Below are 15,103 nucleotides of genomic sequence, written 5' to 3'. Positions count from 1 at the left end.
CCCCCAATCCGTTCCCGACCCCCGGCCCGTCCGCCGGCCCGCTCTCCGCTCACGGTCGGCCGGCGGCGCTCGGCACCCTCGTGGCCCAGGGTTCCGGACAGCCGTACCGCTTCACACCGGACGACCTCGTGTGGACCGCCCGGTTCCTCGTCGGCGAGACCGGAGGGCGCCGCGCCGGGGCCGAGCAGGCCGCGGTCGTGTGGGCCATGTTCAACCGGTACGCGCTGCTCACCCGCACCCTGTACCCGTCGTTCCACGCGTTCCTGCGCGCGTACTCGACTCCGTTGCAGCACGTGCTGAGGAACTGGCAGGCCGCCCGGCGGGCGCAGCGCAGGCCCGACTTCGTCCCCACAGGCGACACGTACCCCAGGCCGGCCCCGCCCGGCATCCCCAGGGGACAGCTCGGGCGGTACCGGACCCTCCAGCAGCGGCCCTGGCAGCACCTTCCCGCGGCCGCCCGCACCCTGGCTGCCCGCGCGCTCACGGGCGCGCTGCCCAACCCGATCGGGAACGCGACCGAGTTCGGCTCCACCCGCCAGTACTTCCACGACCGGTACGACAGGTATCCGAGTCCGGCGGAGTGGCAGGCGTACACCGAACGGTTCGCGGCCCGTAAAGACTGGCAGTGGATCGGCCCGGTGCCGGGGCTCGACCAGGACGGCAACACCTTCTTCGTGCAGCGCCGCCTCGCCTTCCTCGCCCCGGGCGCCGTACGGGTGCTGCCGCCGTGAGGAGCGGGTGATGGTCATCGATTGCCACTGCCACGCGGGTCAGGGGCCGGATTTCGACGGACCGTGGGACTCCGCTCCGCTCGACGCGTACGCCCGCCGGGCGGCGGCGGCCGGCATCCGCCACACGGTCCTGCTGCCGGTGTTCCACTCCGACTACGCGGTGGCCAACCGGCAGGTGGGCCGCATCGTCGCGGACCGTCCCGAGCGGTACAGCGGATTCGCCATGGTGCATCCGCGGCGGGACGCCGGCCGGATCCACGCACTCCTCGCGGAGGCCACCGGCCGCTGGGGGCTGCGGGGCATCAAGGTCCACCGGCACGACGCGCGGATCACCCGGGAGGTGTGCGGGGCCGCGAGGACCTTCCGGCTGCCGGTGCTGTACGACGTGATGGGCGAGGTCGCCACCGTCGAACTGTTCGCCACCGCCTACCCCGACGTCGACTTCATCATTCCGCACCTGGGCAGCTTCGCGGACGACTGGAGTGCACAACTGGCCCTGGTCGACCACCTGGTGCGCCACCCCAACGTTCACGCCGACACCTCGGGCGTACGGCGGTTCGATCTGTTGTTGCGCGCCCTGGAGCGCGCGGGTCCGGAGAAGCTGCTGTTCGGGTCCGACGGGCCATGGCTGCACCCTGGAGTCGAACTGGCGAAGGTGAAGGCCCTGGCACTGCAGCCGGCCGACGAAGCGAAGATCACCGGAGGGAATCTGCTGCGTCTGCTGGGACCGCCGATCCGGGCCGCCGGGAGCCGCCATGCGCTACATCATCGACCTGTACCAGTCGGACGGGGACATACACGGTGAGGTCTTCGTGGGGAGTGACGCCGAGGCAGTGCCCTTCCAGGGATGGCTGGAACTAGTACGGCTGCTTGAGCTGCCTCCTCCGCCAAGTGGGCCAGCTTCGACCGGAAGGAACGATTCTGGTTGAACCGGGACCACCCGGCCGCCACGGTGAGTGAGTCAGGCCGGGCGAGCGTCGGAGGAACCGCCATGACCGTCCGCTCGCCCTCCGTACGCGCGGCACCCCACAGCGGGACCGCGACCGCCGCGCCGGACCTCTCCGACACCCGCACCGCAGGACCGGGGGACACCGGGCCGGGGTGCGAGTTATGCGGCCGTGAGCACGAACTCGCGGTGCTCGACGGCCTGTTGAAGGCCGCGGACGGTGGCACCGCCCGGCTGGTGGCCGTGGACGGCCAGGCCGGCATGGGCAAGACCGCACTGGTCCGCGAGTTCCTGCGGCGGCATCCCGTCCCGGCCTACCGGGTCTGCGGCGAGGAGACCGAGTCCGCGTTGCCGTACGGAGCGTTCGTCCGTCTCATGGACCGCCTCACGGCGGCCCTTCCCGGCGGCGGCCCCGGTGTGCCTCCTCAGGACCTCGCGGATCCGTTCGTCGCGGGGTCCTGCCTGCTCGACGTGCTGGGACGGCTGGAGGACGGCGCGCTTCGTGTGATCGTGTTCGACGACGCCCAGTGGGCGGACGCCCCGTCCCTGGAATCGGTGGCCTTCGCTCTGCGCCGGCTGCGCGCGGACCGGATCCTCACCGTCGTCGTCGTGCGGGACTCCGCCCACCCCGGGCTGCCGGAGAGCACACGGCGGCTGCTCGCGGACGACGAGACCGAACGCCTGACGCTCGGCCCGCTGGACGTGGCCGACTTCGCCCGCCTCGGCGCCCGGCTGCTCCCCGCGCCCCTGCCGCCGCGCGCCGTCACGCGACTGCACGATCACACCGGCGGAAACCCGCTGCACGCCCGCGCGCTGCTGCGCGAGGTCCCGGCCGACGTTCTGGCGGGTCCTGAAGCATCCCTGCCCGCGCCCCGCTCGTACAGTCTGATCGTGCTCGCGCGGCTGGCGCGCTGCGACCGGGCCGCGCAGGACCTGGTGGCCGCGGCCTCGGTGCTGGGCATGCACTGCGACCTGCGGCAGGCGGCGCGGTTGGCAGGCATCGCTGATCCGCTGCCCGCCGTGGAACAGTCCATCGCCCAGGAGCTCCTGGAAGAGCGGCTCGCACCCGGAACACACCGCGTCTCCTTCCCGCACCCGCTGGTACGGGCGTCCGTCTACCACCACCTCGGACCGATGCTGCGCACGGAGTTGCACTCCCGCGCCGCCGAGGCCACCGCCGACCGCTTCGGCGCCCTCTGGCACCGGCTGCGGGCCGCCGACGGAACGGACCCGGACCTCGCCGCCGAACTCGCCGCCGTCGCCGACGAGGAGGCCGCCGCGGGCCGCTGGTCCAGCGCGGCGACCCTGGCCAGGCATGCCTCCGGAATGGCTGCGGCCGGCCCCGAGCGGGACCGGCTGGCGGTCGCGGCGGCGGACGCCCTGCTCTCCGAGGGCCGGGCCGACGAGGCCGCAGCACTGATCGGGGCCCTGTCCGCACCCGCCGAGTCCGCACGGCACCGCTATGCGGAGGGCCATCTCGCGTTCGTACGGGGAAACACCACGGACGCGTGGACGCTGCTCACCGACGCCTGGGAGCACTGTGACAAGGCGGCCGACCCCGCCCTGGCGCGGCGCGTCGCGGAGCGGCTCGCCATGCTGTGCCTCGCCCACTGCCGGGGCGCCGAGGCCGCATGCTGGGCCGAGCGCGCGACCGCCCTGACGACGGCTCACGTCGCGGGCGGCACGCTCCGCTACTGCCACCTGGTCGCGCTGGGCATGACGGGTGCCGCCGAGCGCGGTGTGGCGCTGACGGGAAACCTGCCCGCCCCCGCGCTCGTCGGCCCCGAGGACGCCGACCTGCTGCTGGGCCGCGGGATGCTGCGCGTGTGGTCGGACGATCTCGAAGGCGGCCGGGACGACCTGCGCGCGGCCGTGCGGATGACCCGCCATGGACCGGTGCCGCTGCGCGTGCTCGCCGACACGCACCTGGGCCAGGCGGAGTTCCGTATCGGCCGGTGGGACGAGGCCGTGCTGCATCTCGGCGCGGGCTGCTCCATCGCCACGGACGCCGGCCAGTCGTGGCTCGCGCCCCACGGGCACGCGGAGCTGGCCCTGGTCCTCGCCCTGCGCGACGACCGTGAGGGGGCCGCGGCCCACCTGGCGGAGGCCCGGTGCGCTCTCGGGGCGACGCCCGACATCCCGACGCTCATGGCCATCGCCAGGAGCCGGGCCTGTCTCGCCGTGGCCCGCGGCGACCAGCAGGAGGTCGTCCGCGTGCTGCGGCCGCTCCTCGACCTGCGGACGCCCGAGGAACCCGCGTTCCTGCCCTGGCACGATCTCCTCGCCCACGCACAGCTCGCCGTCGGCGCGTACGAGGAGTGCGCCGGCACGCTCGCCCTGCTGGACGAACTCGCCCTCGCGACGGGGCGCCGGTCGGCCCTGGCTGCGGCCGCGCGGGAACGGGGCTGCCTGCTTGCCGCCCGCCACCGGCCGGACGCCGCCGAGCGGGCGTTCCGGACGGGGTGGGAGCATGCGACGGCCGTGGCGAATCCGTTCGACCGCGCCCGCCTGGCCCTCGACTTCGGGATCTTCCTGCGCCGGACCGGCCGGCGCGCCGCCGCCACGGAGTCCCTGCTGGCCGCGCACCGGGCCTTCGGCGCCCTGGGGGCCGTATGGTTCGCCGACCGGTGCGTGGGTGAACTGGCGGCGTGCGGGCAGCCGGTGGGCCCCGTCCCGGCCGTGCTCCCGCTGCTGACCCCGCAGGAGCTGGCGGTGGCCCGGCTTGCCGCCGAGGGGCTCACCAACCGCCGTATCGCCCTTGATCTGGTCCTGAGCGTCAAGACGGTGGAGTACCACCTGAGCCATACGTACGCCAAGCTGGGGATCGGCTCCCGGACGGAGCTGCCCGCGAAACTGGCGCCGAAAGCCTGACGGCTCAGCCGAGCTTCATCACGACCACGAGCGCGGTGTCCGTGGCCCGCCAGTGCGCCGCCGCGTCCGCGAAGATCTCCTGGAGGACGGTCCACTCCGCGGGCCGGGCCGCCGCGTATTCCTGCCAGTCCCGTACGAGCAGCAACCGGCCGCGTCGTGCGGGCCACCACTCCAGGTCGGCGAGACAGTCCGCCAGGGCGTCCCAATTGGCGCCGAACCAGTCCGGCAGCCGCAGCGCGGTGGCACACGCCGCCATGAGTCCCGGCTTGTCGGAGACTCCGGCAAGGTCGAGAACGGCGGTCTCCCAGCCCGCCTCGCGGGCGGCTTCGAGCGCGCGGTCCACCGGCAGCCGGGCGGGCCAGGACAGGACACCTGGCGGGGCGCTGCCGTCGAGCACCGGGGCGAGCGGGTCATCCGTCATCTCAGGACTGCTCTGAACGACTTGTAGTGATCATCGGTGTAGTAGATCTCACCGCCCCGCCCGGTGACAATGCGCCGGGCGGGGGGACAACCGGAGCAGCATCTCGCCGATGCTGCCACGGCCGTCCCCGCGTGGCGCGTTCTCGGTCCGCTGAGGGATCCCGGGGGCCCGGGAAGGATCAGGGACCGTCGGGGTCCGCCCGGTCCAGGGCCGGACGCGGCGCCGGACCCGTCGTCATCAGGACGTCCGCGGCCGACGTGTCGGTCACCAGGCTGGTGACCAGGCCGGAGCGGAGCACCGCGTCGATGGCGGCCGCCTTGCGCTGACCGCCCGCGATCGCGACGACTTCGGGGATACGCCGCAACCGGTCGGCCTCGACCGTGATGCACCGCTCCCCCAGGTCCCGGCCGACTCGGCGGCCCTCCGCGTCGAAGAGGTGCGCGGACATCTCGGCGGCGACCCCGAGCGAGGCGTAGTGCGAGCGCTCCTCATCGGTGAGCATGTCGTGCACCGTGGAGATGCCCGCCTCCCAGGAACCGATCGACACACAGGCGACCGTCACCTTGTCGAAGTACTCGAAGGCGCGGGCGATCCCCGTCTGGCTGCGCAGCGCGGCAGCGGTGGCCACGTCCGGCAGCAGCATCGGCGCGTAGATGGGGTGGGCGTCGCCACCCGAGACCTGGGCGGCCCGGCGTACGGCCTCGACCGAGCCGCGCTCGGCCGTACCGGCGTCGTAGACACCCGTCAGCTGCACCACCGTGCACGGCGGCAGCCGGTCGAGCGCCGCCGCCATGTGGATGGTGGACCGGCCCCATGCGAGGCCGAGGACATCGCCCTCGGTGACCAGCTCGCCGAGCAGGTCGGCGGCCACTTCGCCGAGGTTCTCGGGGTCGGGCGACTCCTCGGCGTCGGCCGGGGACTCCACCACGACGGCGTGCCTGAGTCCGTAGCGGGCGCGCAGCGCGTCCGAGCGCTCCGCGTCCAGTTCGGCGGGGACACGGATCTCGATCCTCACCAGGTCCCGTTCGAGAGCGGTTTCCAGGACCCGGGCCACCTTGAAGCGGCTGACGCCGAACTCCTCAGCGATCTGGATCTTGGATTTGCCCTCGAGGTAGAAGCGGCGGGCCATGGCCGCCGCCTGCACCAGCTCAGCGGGCCCCATCCGCATGGCTGACCGGCCCGCCGACATACCCGACACGGCGATCTCCTCACTGCTGTTCACACTCTGGATTCGCCGTTCATCCTTGCAGATCCGGCGTACTTGATCAGCCCCGATGGACGGCGTTCACGTTCCCTTGGTTCAGTGGTGGCTCAGTGGCCGCACGCCCAGGCCGCGTGGGCAGTCACCGCCTCCGCCTGGGTGCGCAATGCACGTACCGCCTCGGCCGGGTCCGATGCCCCGTACACCGCCGATCCGGCGACGAAGACGTCGGCCCCGGCCTCCGCGCAGCGCTCGATGGTCTCGGCCGAGACTCCGCCGTCGACCTGGAGCCAGAGCTCGAGGCCGTGCTTGGTGATCAACTCGCGGGTCCGGCGGATCTTCGGGAGCATGATGTCGAGGAACGCCTGGCCTCCGAAGCCCGGCTCGACGGTCATGATCAGCAACATGTCGAGTTCGGCGAGGAGATCCTCGTACGGCTCGATGGGAGTCGCGGGCTTGAGGGCCATGGAGGCGCGGGCGCCCTTGGCCCGGATCTCGCGGGCGAGCCGCACGGGAGCGGCGGCCGCCTCCACATGGAAGGTGACGGAACCGGCACCCGCTTCTACGTACTGAGGCGCCCATCGATCGGCGTCCTCGATCATCAGATGGCAGTCCAGCGGCGTGTCCGCAGCACGCGCCAAGGACTCTACGACCGGCACACCGAGCGTGAGGTTCGGGACGAAATGGTTGTCCATCACATCCACATGGAGCCAGTCGGCCCCTCGCACCGCTTCTGCCTCCTGGGCAAGGCGGGCGAAGTCGGCGGACAGGATGCTTGGGTTGATCTGCACGGCCATGCTCCAAGCCTGCCATGCCCTCGGGGGGTTGTTCCCCTCGGTCCGTACCTAGTCCGTTCTGCGGATGCCGCTCGCGGCGACGGCATGCCATGCTGGGCCGCCCACGGGGTGGACGTACGGCTGCGGGGGTGGCCATGACGGACGTACGAGACCGGCAGAACCATCAGAAAAGGGGCATTGCGCACCTGGTCTGCGGGCGCCGGGCCAAATGGCTGGTGGTGGCGCTGTGGCTGGTGGTGCTGATCCTCACAGCACCGTTCGCCCAGAAGCTCACCGACGCCCAGGACAATGACGCGGCGTCCTGGCTGCCCGGCTCCGCCGAATCGACACAGGTCCTGGAGGCATCCGAGGACTTCAGGCCGGAGCAGATCCCCGCGATCGTCGTGTACGCCCGCGAGAGCGGCCTCACGGCACAGGACCGGGAGCAGATCACCGAGGACGTGCGCCAGCTCGAGCAGCTGCGCGACCACGGCATCCGCGGGGCGGAGACCCGGGGTCCGACGTTCGACCGGGACGCCGATCCGCGGGCGGCCCAGATCTTCGTCCCGATCACGATGGACGAGAAGGGCTGGGAACGGATCGCGCCCGCGGTCGACTCGATCCGTGACGACGTCGGCGAGGGCGGCGACGGGCTCGCCGTGCACATCACGGGTCCGGGCGGTACGTCCGCGGACTTCTCCGAGGCCTTCGAGGGCATCGACTCCACTCTGCTGTTCTCGGCGATGATCGTCGTCATCGTGATGCTGCTGCTCACCTACCGCAGCCCGACGCTGATTCTCGTCCCCCTGCTCGGGGTGGTCGCCGCGCTGTTCACCGCGCAGGCGCTGATCTACTTCCTGGCGGAGAACGCGGGCCTGACCGTCAACGGCCAGAGTGCGGGCATCCTCACGGTCCTGGTGTTCGGCGCAGGGACGGACTACGCCCTGCTCCTGGTCGCCCGCTACCGGGAGGAGCTGCGCCGCCACGAGGACCGCCATGAGGCCATGGCACTGGCCCTGCACCGGGCGGGTCCTGCGGTGATCGCGTCCGGCGCCACGGTCGTCCTGAGCATGCTGGTGCTGCTCGCCGCCGAGATGAACTCGACGAGCGGCCTCGGTCCGGTCGCCGCCATCGGCGTCGCGGTGGCGCTGCTCGCGATGCTCACCCTCTTCCCCGCCCTGCTCGTGATCTTCGGCCGCTGGATCTTCTGGCCGGTGATCCCGCACTTCGGCGCGCCCGACCCGACCGAGCGGGGCCTCTGGGCCCGCATGGGCCGCCGTATCGCCCGCCGCCCGCGCATGATCTGGGGCGTCACGGCGGCGGCGCTCGCCCTTCTGTCGCTCGGCCTGATCCAGATGCGTGCGGAGGGGCTGAGCAACGCCGACGCCTTCACCGACAAACCCGACTCGATCGTCGGCCAGGAGGTGTCCGCGCGCTACTTCCCCGCGGGCAGCGGCGATCCGCTGGTCGTCATCAGCAACCGGGCACAGGCCGAGCAGGTGGGCCAGGCCGTCGCGGGCACATCCGGTGTCGTACCGGAGTCCCTCGGCCTGCCGCCGGGCACGAAACCGGAGTTCGAGGGCAAGGTCCTCTTCGAGGCCACCATGACCGCGCCGGCGGACAGCGAGGCCGCGAAACAGACGGTGGAGCGGGTACGGGACGCCGCGCACGCGGTCCCCGACGCGGACGCGCAGGTCGGCGGCGGTACCGCGGCTCTGCTGGACATGGACGAGGCGACGACCCACGACAACATACTGATCATCCCGCTGGTGCTCGTGGTCGTGCTGCTGATCCTCGGTGCGCTGCTGCGCGCCCTGATCGCGCCTCTGCTGCTGATCGGCACGGTGGTGCTGTCGTTCGCCGCCGCGCTGGGGATCAGTGCGCTCGCGTTCCGGTACCTCTTCGACTACGCGGGCGAGTCTACGGACTTCCCGCTCTTCGTCTTCGTGTTCCTGGTGGCGCTGGGCATCGACTACAACATCTTCCTGACGACCCGTATCCGCGAGGAGGCGGCCCGCCAGGGCACCCGCCCCGGCGTGGTGACGGGCCTGGCCGCGACCGGAGCCGTCATCACCTCGGCGGGCCTGGTCCTGGCCGGCACCTTCGCCGCCCTCGGCACGCTCCCCATGGTGGCCTTCGCGGAGATCGGCTTCGCCGTGGCCCTCGGCGTCCTCCTCGACACGTTCATCGTCCGCTCGGTCCTGGTCACATCCCTGTTCCTGGACGTCGGCCCGAAGGTGTGGTGGCCACACCGCCTGGCCCGGGAGGACAGCGGGGCGCCGCCGCCGACATCGGTGGCGGGTCCGGGGACACGGGAACCGGCTTCGCGGCCGGGCGGGCCGTCGGACTGAACCGGTCCCCTTTCAGGGGCGCGGGGCAGTGTCGATATGCGGCTCCGCCGCGATGAGGGTCCCCCCGCTCGAGCGAAGCCGAGAGTGGGGGAGCGACCAGCCACGACGAACCCGCAGCTTCGAACCGCGCCCCCAGCGGAACGCTTGGCGTCGGACATCTCCAGGCCTGGACCGACCCCTGTACGGTCCAGGCCCGGAGGCACGGGGCCGGCTACTTCAGCGCTCCTGCCATGACGCCGTTGACGAACTGCCGCTGGAAGGCGAAGAAGACCACCAACGGGATGACCATGGAGAGGAAGGCCCCGGAGGACAGGACGTCGATATTGGTGCCGAACTGACGGGTCTGCTGTTGCAGGGCCACGGTGAGCGGGGCCGAGCCCGGGTCGGCGAAGATCAGCGCGACGAGCATGTCGTTCCAGACCCACAGGAACTGGAAGATGCCGAGCGAGGCGATCGCGGGCCCGCCCAGCGGAACCACCACCCGGAGAAAGAGCCACAACTCGCCCGCCCCGTCGAGCCGGGCGGCCTCCAGCAGTTCGCGCGGGATCTGCGCGAAGAAGTTCCGCAGCAGGAAGATCGCGAACGGCAGTCCGAAAGCGACGTGGAAGAGAACGACGCTGGTGATGCTGCCGAAGATCCCGAGCTTCCCGAACAGGCTGGTGATGGGGACCAGCGCAACCTGGAGCGGCACCACGAGCAGACCGACGACGATCAGGAAAACCCAGTCCCGGCCCGGGAATTCGACCCACGCGAAGACATATCCGGCGAGGGAGCCGACCACCACGACCAGCAGTGTGGCCGGGACGGTGATCAGCAGGCTGTTCAGGAACGAACGCGTGATCGTCGGATCTTCCAGCAGGTTGGCGTAGTTGTGCAGGGTCAGCTGCGCGGGCTTGGTGAGTACCGTCCACCAGCCGGACGCCTGGATGTCCAGCGGCCCGCGCATCGAGGACAGCAGCAGGCCGACGGTGGGCAGCAGCCAGAACAGGGCTACGGCCAGCAGGACGAGCTGTGTGGCTCCACCGGTGAGCCGACGCGCCGCGCGGACGGCGGCGCCCGGTCTTTTGGGGCGGGCGGCAGCGGGGGCGGCCTTGGCGGTCCGGGCGGCATCGGCGGTCTGGAGGGTTGTCACCGTGACTTCTCCTTTCGGAACCGCTTGATGTTGAGGAACATGGCCGGTGCGACCAGGGCGAGCAGAAGCACCGCGAGTGCACTGCCGGTGCCCTGGTCGTTGCCGCCGCCGAAGGAGGACAGGTAGAGCTGCAGGGCCAGTACGTTGGCGTCCTGCTGGCTCGCCCCGGGCGCGATGACGTAGACCAGGTCGAAGATCTTCAGCACGTTGATCACCAGCGTGACCAGGACCACGCCCAGCACCGGCGCCAGGAGCGGCACCGTGATGCGGCGGAAGACCTGCCACTCCTTCGCGCCGTCGACACGTGCGGCTTCCAGCAGTTCCCGGGGTATCCCGGCCAGCCCGGCGGCGATGAGGACCATGGCGAAGCCGGTCCACATCCAGACGTAGGCGCCGATGATCGCCCAGGTGACGAGGGTCGGACCGAGCCAGTTGACTCCCGCGTACTGGGCGGTGAAGTTCGTTGCCGGCAGGCGCAGTTGGACGGGTGAGGCGCCGATCGAGGACGCGGGCAGCGTGAAGCTGCCGTCCTCGGCCGCGGTGGCCGTGGCGACGACGCGTCCGTCCCGCACGGCCTCGACCCGGACGCCCGACAGTGCCTTCTCCCCCTCATCGACCTTTCCGGGGGTGCCACCGCCCGGCTGGAAGTCCAGCCAGACGGTGCCGCACAGGGAGCCGGACGGGCAGTCGCCCGGCGAGGCGGCCTGCTTCGCGTCGGTCATGGTGCCGGGCTGCACCCCGACCAGTGGCAACACGGCCGGGCCGCTGCCGGGACTGACGGGCTTGCCGGTGTAGGGGCCGCCGACCGGCCCGGCCAGGGTGCCGCTGCCGGCACCCGCGACCCGAGGGTGGGCGCCGGGGTATGCCGATGCCTTGAAGAAGGTGTCGTGGACACCGGTCACCACCGCGTTGGCCACGCCCTTGTCGGGGTCCTGGTCGTAGACCAGCCGGAAGATGATGCCGGCGGCCAGCATGGAGATGGCCATCGGCATGAAGACGACGAGTTTGAAGGCGGTGCCCCAGCGGATCCGCTCGGTGAGCACGGCGAAGATCAGCCCGAGCCCGGTGGCCGCGACGGGCGCGACAACCACCCAGATCGCGTTGTTCTTGATGGCGACGAGGGTCTGGTGGTCGGTGAAGACGCCGGTGTAGTTCGACAGCCCGACGAAGTCGGTGAAGCCGTCGGGGCCGAAGAGACTGCGTACGGCCGACCACACGATCGGATACACCACGAGCGCGCCGAGCAGGACCAGCGCGGGCAGCAGGAAGAACGCCGCGATCCATACACGGCTGCGGGTTCTCTTCGTGCGGCGGGCGGGTGCCCCCGCCGCCGCGGGGGCGGCGGGGGACGGAGGGGAAAGGGTCTGTGACATGACGGCTGCCTCAGCCCGCCTTGCCGAAGGCCTTCGCGGCGTCCGCTTCGAGCTGCTTCTGCGCGCCCGCGACGTCGGAGGGCTTGGCGAGGAAGTCCTGCAGGTCCTTCCACTCCCCCTGCCCCTTGGTACCGCCGAACGCGGCCGGCGCCTGATCGGACATGTCGAACCGGATGTTGTCGCCGGCCTTGATCAGGTTCTGCGCTATGCCCCGCACGATGTCGTCGCGGTAGCTGGAGAAGGAGACCGCCGTGTTCGGTGACAGGAAACCGCCCTGCTGAACGGCGATCTCTCCCGCCTCCGGGGAGGCGAGGAAGCTCATCAGCGCCCGTGCGCCTTCACCGTCCTTGAGCGCGACCGCGACGTCGCCACTGCTCAGTACCGGTGCCTCACCGCCGTCCACGGCCGGGAAGGGGAAGACCTTGGCGTCGGTGCCGACCTTGGCCGTGGTCTCCTGGGTGATGTTGGTCGCGATGAACTCGCCCTCGTAGACCAGTGCGGCCTTGGGCGGCTTGGCGAAGACCTGGCCGACCGAGGTGGGGAAGTCGGTCTGCAGCGTGCCCCGCGTGCCTCCGGCCATCAGATCGGGCCTGCCGAAGATCTGGCCCAGCGTGGTCAGCGCCTTGGTCACCGACGGGTCGGTCCACTTGATCTGATGCTTCGTCAACTTGTCGTACATCTCCGGGCCGGCCTGGCTGAGATAGATGTTCTCGAACCAGTCGGTGACGAGCCAGCCGTCGGCGCCGCCTATGGAGAACGGAGGAGTGCCGGAGTCGGAGAGAGTCTGGCCGTCCTTGAGCAACTGCTCCCAGGTGGTGGGGGTGTCGGTCAGTCCGGCCTGCTCCCAGACCGCGGTGTTGTACCAGAACAAGGACTTGTTGGTGACCTTGAAGAACACGCCGTACTGCTGGTCCTTGTACGTGCTGAGGTCGCGCCAGACCTTGCTGTAGTTCTGGTCCAGCTCCTTGGTCACGGCCGGCTGAAGCGGCTTGAGCCAGCCGGATTCGGCGAACTGCTGCAGCACGCCGGGCTGGGGCAGCAGCGCCACGTCCGGTGGAGACCCGCCCTGGATCTTGCTGCCGACGAAGGTCGACACGTTGTCGCCGGTGGGCACGAAGGTGGTGGTTGCTCCCGTCAGCTCGTCGAAGCGGGCCAGCACCTTGAGGAAGTTCTTCTGCTCGGCGCCTGTCCAGACTCCGGCCACCTGCAGCTTCTGCCCGTCGAGCTTGGGCAGCTCCAGTGTGGAGGCGTCCTTGGCGCCGGTCGTCGCCGGGGTTCCGGCGGAGTCGTTGTCCGAGGAGCCGCACCCGGCGGCTCCCATCACCAGGACGGCCACAGCCGTCATTGCTGCCGCTCTGCCATTCATCGGGTCACTCCTTTGTGAAAGAACGGACGGATTTGTGAAAGACGGACGGAACATCAGGTCGTGAGGGCCGCGTCTGCCGCCCACCAGGCGGCGGTGCTGCCGGGGAGGGTCCCGGGCGGGCACGGACCGCTCGCGAGCAGCGGGGTACCGGAGACCGGGGCCGGACAAGGGACCTCGCCGAAGTTGACGGCGCACACCAGCCCGTCCCCGCGGACGAAGGCCAGGACCTGCGGCGGGGAATCCAGCCAGCGCAGCGTCCCGTTGCCGAGCGACGGCAGGCTCGCCCGCAAGCGCAGCGCGTCGTGGTACAGGTGCCAGAAGGAATCCGGGTCGGCCATGAGCCGTTCGGTGGTGTGCGCGGCGAACCAGGCGGGCTGTGGCAGCCACGGCTTGGCGACGCCCTCGCCCGAGGCGCCGTCACCCGAGGTGAAACCGAACGGGGACAGGTGCCCCGACCACGGCAGTGGTACGCGGCAGCCGTCCCGGATGCCCACACGGCTGCCGCTGCGGTGGAATATCGGGTCGGTGAGCACCTCGTCAGGCAGGTCGACCACCTCCGGCAGGCCGAGCTCCTCGCCCTGGTAGATGTAGGCGGCGCCGGGCAGGGAGAGCATCAGCAGCGCGGCGGCGCGGGCGCGGTCGGAGGCCGCGTACCGGGTGACGGTGCGGACCTGATCGTGGTTGTTGAGCACCCAGGTGATGGTCGAGCCGGTGTCGGCGATGTCCCGCAGAGCGTCCTGGATGACGCGGCGGAAGGTGACGGCGTCCCAGGGGGCCGTCAGCATGTGGAAGAAGAAGGCTTGATGGAGCTCGTCCGGGCGGACGTACGCGGCCTGCTCAGCGGGTGTGCGTACCGACACCTCTCCGACGAGGAGCCGGTCGATGCCGTCCCGTGCGGTGTACTCCTCGCAGACGGTGCGCCAAGTGCGCCATACACCGTGTGTCTCGGGCTGGTTCCACGCCAGGGGGTTGACCGTGTCGCGGGCCCGCGCGTCGGCCGACGGGTCCGGGGAGTCCGGCAGCTCGGGATGCTTGAAGAGGCCGGTGGCAACGTCGATACGGAACCCGTCGACGCCGCGGTCCAGCCAGAACCGCAGCACCTGCTCGAAGTAACCGCCGACTTCCGGGTTGCGCCAGTTCAGGTCGGGCTGCTCGGGCCCGAACAGGTGCAGGTACCACTGGCCCGGCGTACCGTCGGGCTCGGCGACCCGGGTCCAGGCGGGTCCGCCGAACATCGAGTGCCAGTTGTTGGGCGGCAGTTCGCCGTCCGCACCACGGCCCTCGGCGAAGTGGAAGCGGGACCGGGCATAGCCGTCCGGGCCTTCGGCCAGAGCCTGCAGAAACCACGGGTGCTTGCTGGAGCAGTGGTTGGGGACGATGTCGATGAGCACCTTGAACCCCAGTCGGTGCGCGTCGTCCACCAGGCGGCCGAACTCCCCCAGGTCTCCGTAGACCGGGTCCACGTCGCAGTAGTCGGCGACGTCGTAGCCGTGGTCGTACTGCGGCGAGGGGTAGAACGGGTTGAGCCAGATGCCGTCGACACCGAGTCGCTTGAGGTACGGCAGGCCCGCGCGGACACCGGCGAGGTCGCCGATGCCGTCCCCGGTGCTGTCGAGGAAGCTGCGGACGTACACCTCGTAGATGACGGCGGTACGCCACCACTGCTGCTGTGCGGTGGGCGTGGACGGCTCGGAGGGGCGTGGTTCGTTGTGCACCGAATCGTCGTCGACGAACGCATCGATCATCGTGAAACCGTCCTGGACTGTGCGTGGTGGAGACCGGCCGCCGCGCGAGGAGTAACGGCGGCCGGCGGACAGGGGCGCCGGATCCTGCACCACGGAGGGCGCCGAGGTGGGGCGGATGCTCAGGCGGCGATGGGAGGCGGGCGGGCAGAGAGCGAAAGGAGACGGGCGGGCGAGGAGAGAGAGGAGAGGG

At 71.0% G+C, this 15,103-nt stretch carries 11 protein-coding genes and 1 pseudogene; 4 read left to right on the top strand and 8 right to left on the bottom strand.

All coding sequences use genetic code 11. From position 1 onward, the window contains the following. From G5C60_RS43220 to G5C60_RS43210, 3 genes are all read left to right on the top strand, one after another. Nucleotides 1–731, top strand: a 731-nt coding sequence (locus G5C60_RS43220; RefSeq protein WP_165268396.1) for a hypothetical protein, incomplete at its 5' end; no start/stop codon positions are given. Nucleotides 732–741: 10 nt separating this feature from the next. Continuing rightward, nucleotides 742–1,536, top strand: coding sequence for an amidohydrolase family protein (locus G5C60_RS43215; RefSeq protein ID WP_165268393.1), 795 nt, complete (start codon nt 742–744; stop codon nt 1,534–1,536). Between the two features lie 186 nt (nt 1,537–1,722). After that, the gene (locus tag G5C60_RS43210) at nt 1,723–4,548 is read left to right on the top strand and encodes an AAA family ATPase (protein WP_165268389.1); all 2,826 of its coding nucleotides are present in this window, start codon (nt 1,723–1,725) and stop codon (nt 4,546–4,548) included. Between the two features lie 4 nt (nt 4,549–4,552). Here G5C60_RS43210 and G5C60_RS43205 read toward each other — a convergent pair whose 3' ends face one another. From G5C60_RS43205 to rpe, 4 genes and pseudogenes are all read right to left on the bottom strand, one after another. Continuing rightward, the gene (locus G5C60_RS43205) at nt 4,553–4,969 is read right to left on the bottom strand and encodes a barstar family protein (RefSeq protein WP_165268386.1); all 417 of its coding nucleotides are present in this window, start codon (nt 4,967–4,969) and stop codon (nt 4,553–4,555) included. Continuing rightward, a pseudogene (locus G5C60_RS43200) lies at nt 4,966–5,049 on the bottom strand (guanyl-specific ribonuclease); the annotation flags it as partial. The pseudogene G5C60_RS43200 and the gene G5C60_RS43205, both read right to left, overlap by 4 nt. A gap of 98 nt (nt 5,050–5,147) precedes the next feature. Then, entirely contained in the window at nt 5,148–6,191 is a 1,044-nt protein-coding gene (locus tag G5C60_RS43195) for a sugar-binding domain-containing protein (RefSeq protein ID WP_165268383.1), read from the bottom strand. 89 nt (nt 6,192–6,280) lie between these two features. After that, nucleotides 6,281–6,967, bottom strand: a complete 687-nt coding sequence (rpe, locus tag G5C60_RS43190) for a ribulose-phosphate 3-epimerase (RefSeq protein WP_165268380.1) — start codon at nt 6,965–6,967, stop codon at nt 6,281–6,283. A 134-nt stretch (nt 6,968–7,101) separates the two neighbouring features. Here rpe and G5C60_RS43185 point away from each other — a divergent pair, with 134 nt between their 5' ends. Beyond that, nucleotides 7,102–9,297, top strand: a complete 2,196-nt coding sequence (locus G5C60_RS43185) for an MMPL family transporter (protein WP_165268377.1) — start codon at nt 7,102–7,104, stop codon at nt 9,295–9,297. Nucleotides 9,298–9,508: 211 nt separating this feature from the next. Here the strand turns inward: G5C60_RS43185 and G5C60_RS43180 are convergent, their stop codons facing one another. From G5C60_RS43180 to G5C60_RS43165, 4 genes are read right to left on the bottom strand one after another with little or no spacing between them, the layout of a single operon-like run. Further along, nucleotides 9,509–10,429 carry an ABC transporter permease subunit gene (locus tag G5C60_RS43180; RefSeq protein ID WP_165268374.1) on the bottom strand — a complete coding sequence of 307 codons (921 nt, stop codon included), beginning with the start codon at nt 10,427–10,429 and terminating at the stop codon, nt 9,509–9,511. After that, nucleotides 10,426–11,802 carry a carbohydrate ABC transporter permease gene (locus G5C60_RS43175; RefSeq protein ID WP_165268371.1) on the bottom strand — a complete coding sequence of 459 codons (1,377 nt, stop codon included), beginning with the start codon at nt 11,800–11,802 and terminating at the stop codon, nt 10,426–10,428. The genes G5C60_RS43180 and G5C60_RS43175 overlap by 4 nt, the downstream gene beginning before the upstream one ends. Nucleotides 11,803–11,812: 10 nt before the next feature. Next, nucleotides 11,813–13,168, bottom strand: coding sequence for an ABC transporter substrate-binding protein (locus G5C60_RS43170; RefSeq protein ID WP_165268368.1), 1,356 nt, complete (start codon nt 13,166–13,168; stop codon nt 11,813–11,815). A gap of 53 nt (nt 13,169–13,221) precedes the next feature. Next, a complete protein-coding gene (locus tag G5C60_RS43165; protein WP_165268366.1) occupies nt 13,222–14,913 on the bottom strand; it encodes a glycoside hydrolase family 13 protein in 1,692 nt (563 codons plus the stop codon). Between the last annotated feature and the right edge of the window lie 190 nt (nt 14,914–15,103).

It is taken from the genome of Streptomyces scabichelini (assembly GCF_011045015.1).
Classification (GTDB): Bacteria; Actinomycetota; Actinomycetes; order Streptomycetales; family Streptomycetaceae; genus Streptomyces; species Streptomyces scabichelini.
Note: the sequence above shows the minus strand (reverse complement) of the source record. Positions and strands in the feature narration are given on the sequence as shown.

Excerpts from the sequence above, each read along its gene's own strand:
- G5C60_RS43215 (WP_165268393.1), top strand. The coding sequence starts at position 742 with ATGGTCATCGATTGCCACTGCCACGCGGGTCAGGGGCCGGATTTCGAC.
- G5C60_RS43210 (WP_165268389.1), top strand. The coding sequence starts at position 1,723 with ATGACCGTCCGCTCGCCCTCCGTACGCGCGGCACCCCACAGCGGGACC.
- G5C60_RS43205 (WP_165268386.1), bottom strand. The coding sequence starts at position 4,969 with ATGACGGATGACCCGCTCGCCCCGGTGCTCGACGGCAGCGCCCCGCCA.
- rpe (WP_165268380.1), bottom strand. The coding sequence starts at position 6,967 with ATGGCCGTGCAGATCAACCCAAGCATCCTGTCCGCCGACTTCGCCCGC.
- G5C60_RS43185 (WP_165268377.1), top strand. The coding sequence starts at position 7,102 with ATGACGGACGTACGAGACCGGCAGAACCATCAGAAAAGGGGCATTGCG.
- G5C60_RS43175 (WP_165268371.1), bottom strand. The coding sequence starts at position 11,802 with ATGTCACAGACCCTTTCCCCTCCGTCCCCCGCCGCCCCCGCGGCGGCG.
- G5C60_RS43170 (WP_165268368.1), bottom strand. The coding sequence starts at position 13,168 with ATGAATGGCAGAGCGGCAGCAATGACGGCTGTGGCCGTCCTGGTGATG.
- G5C60_RS43165 (WP_165268366.1), bottom strand. The coding sequence starts at position 14,913 with ATGATCGATGCGTTCGTCGACGACGATTCGGTGCACAACGAACCACGC.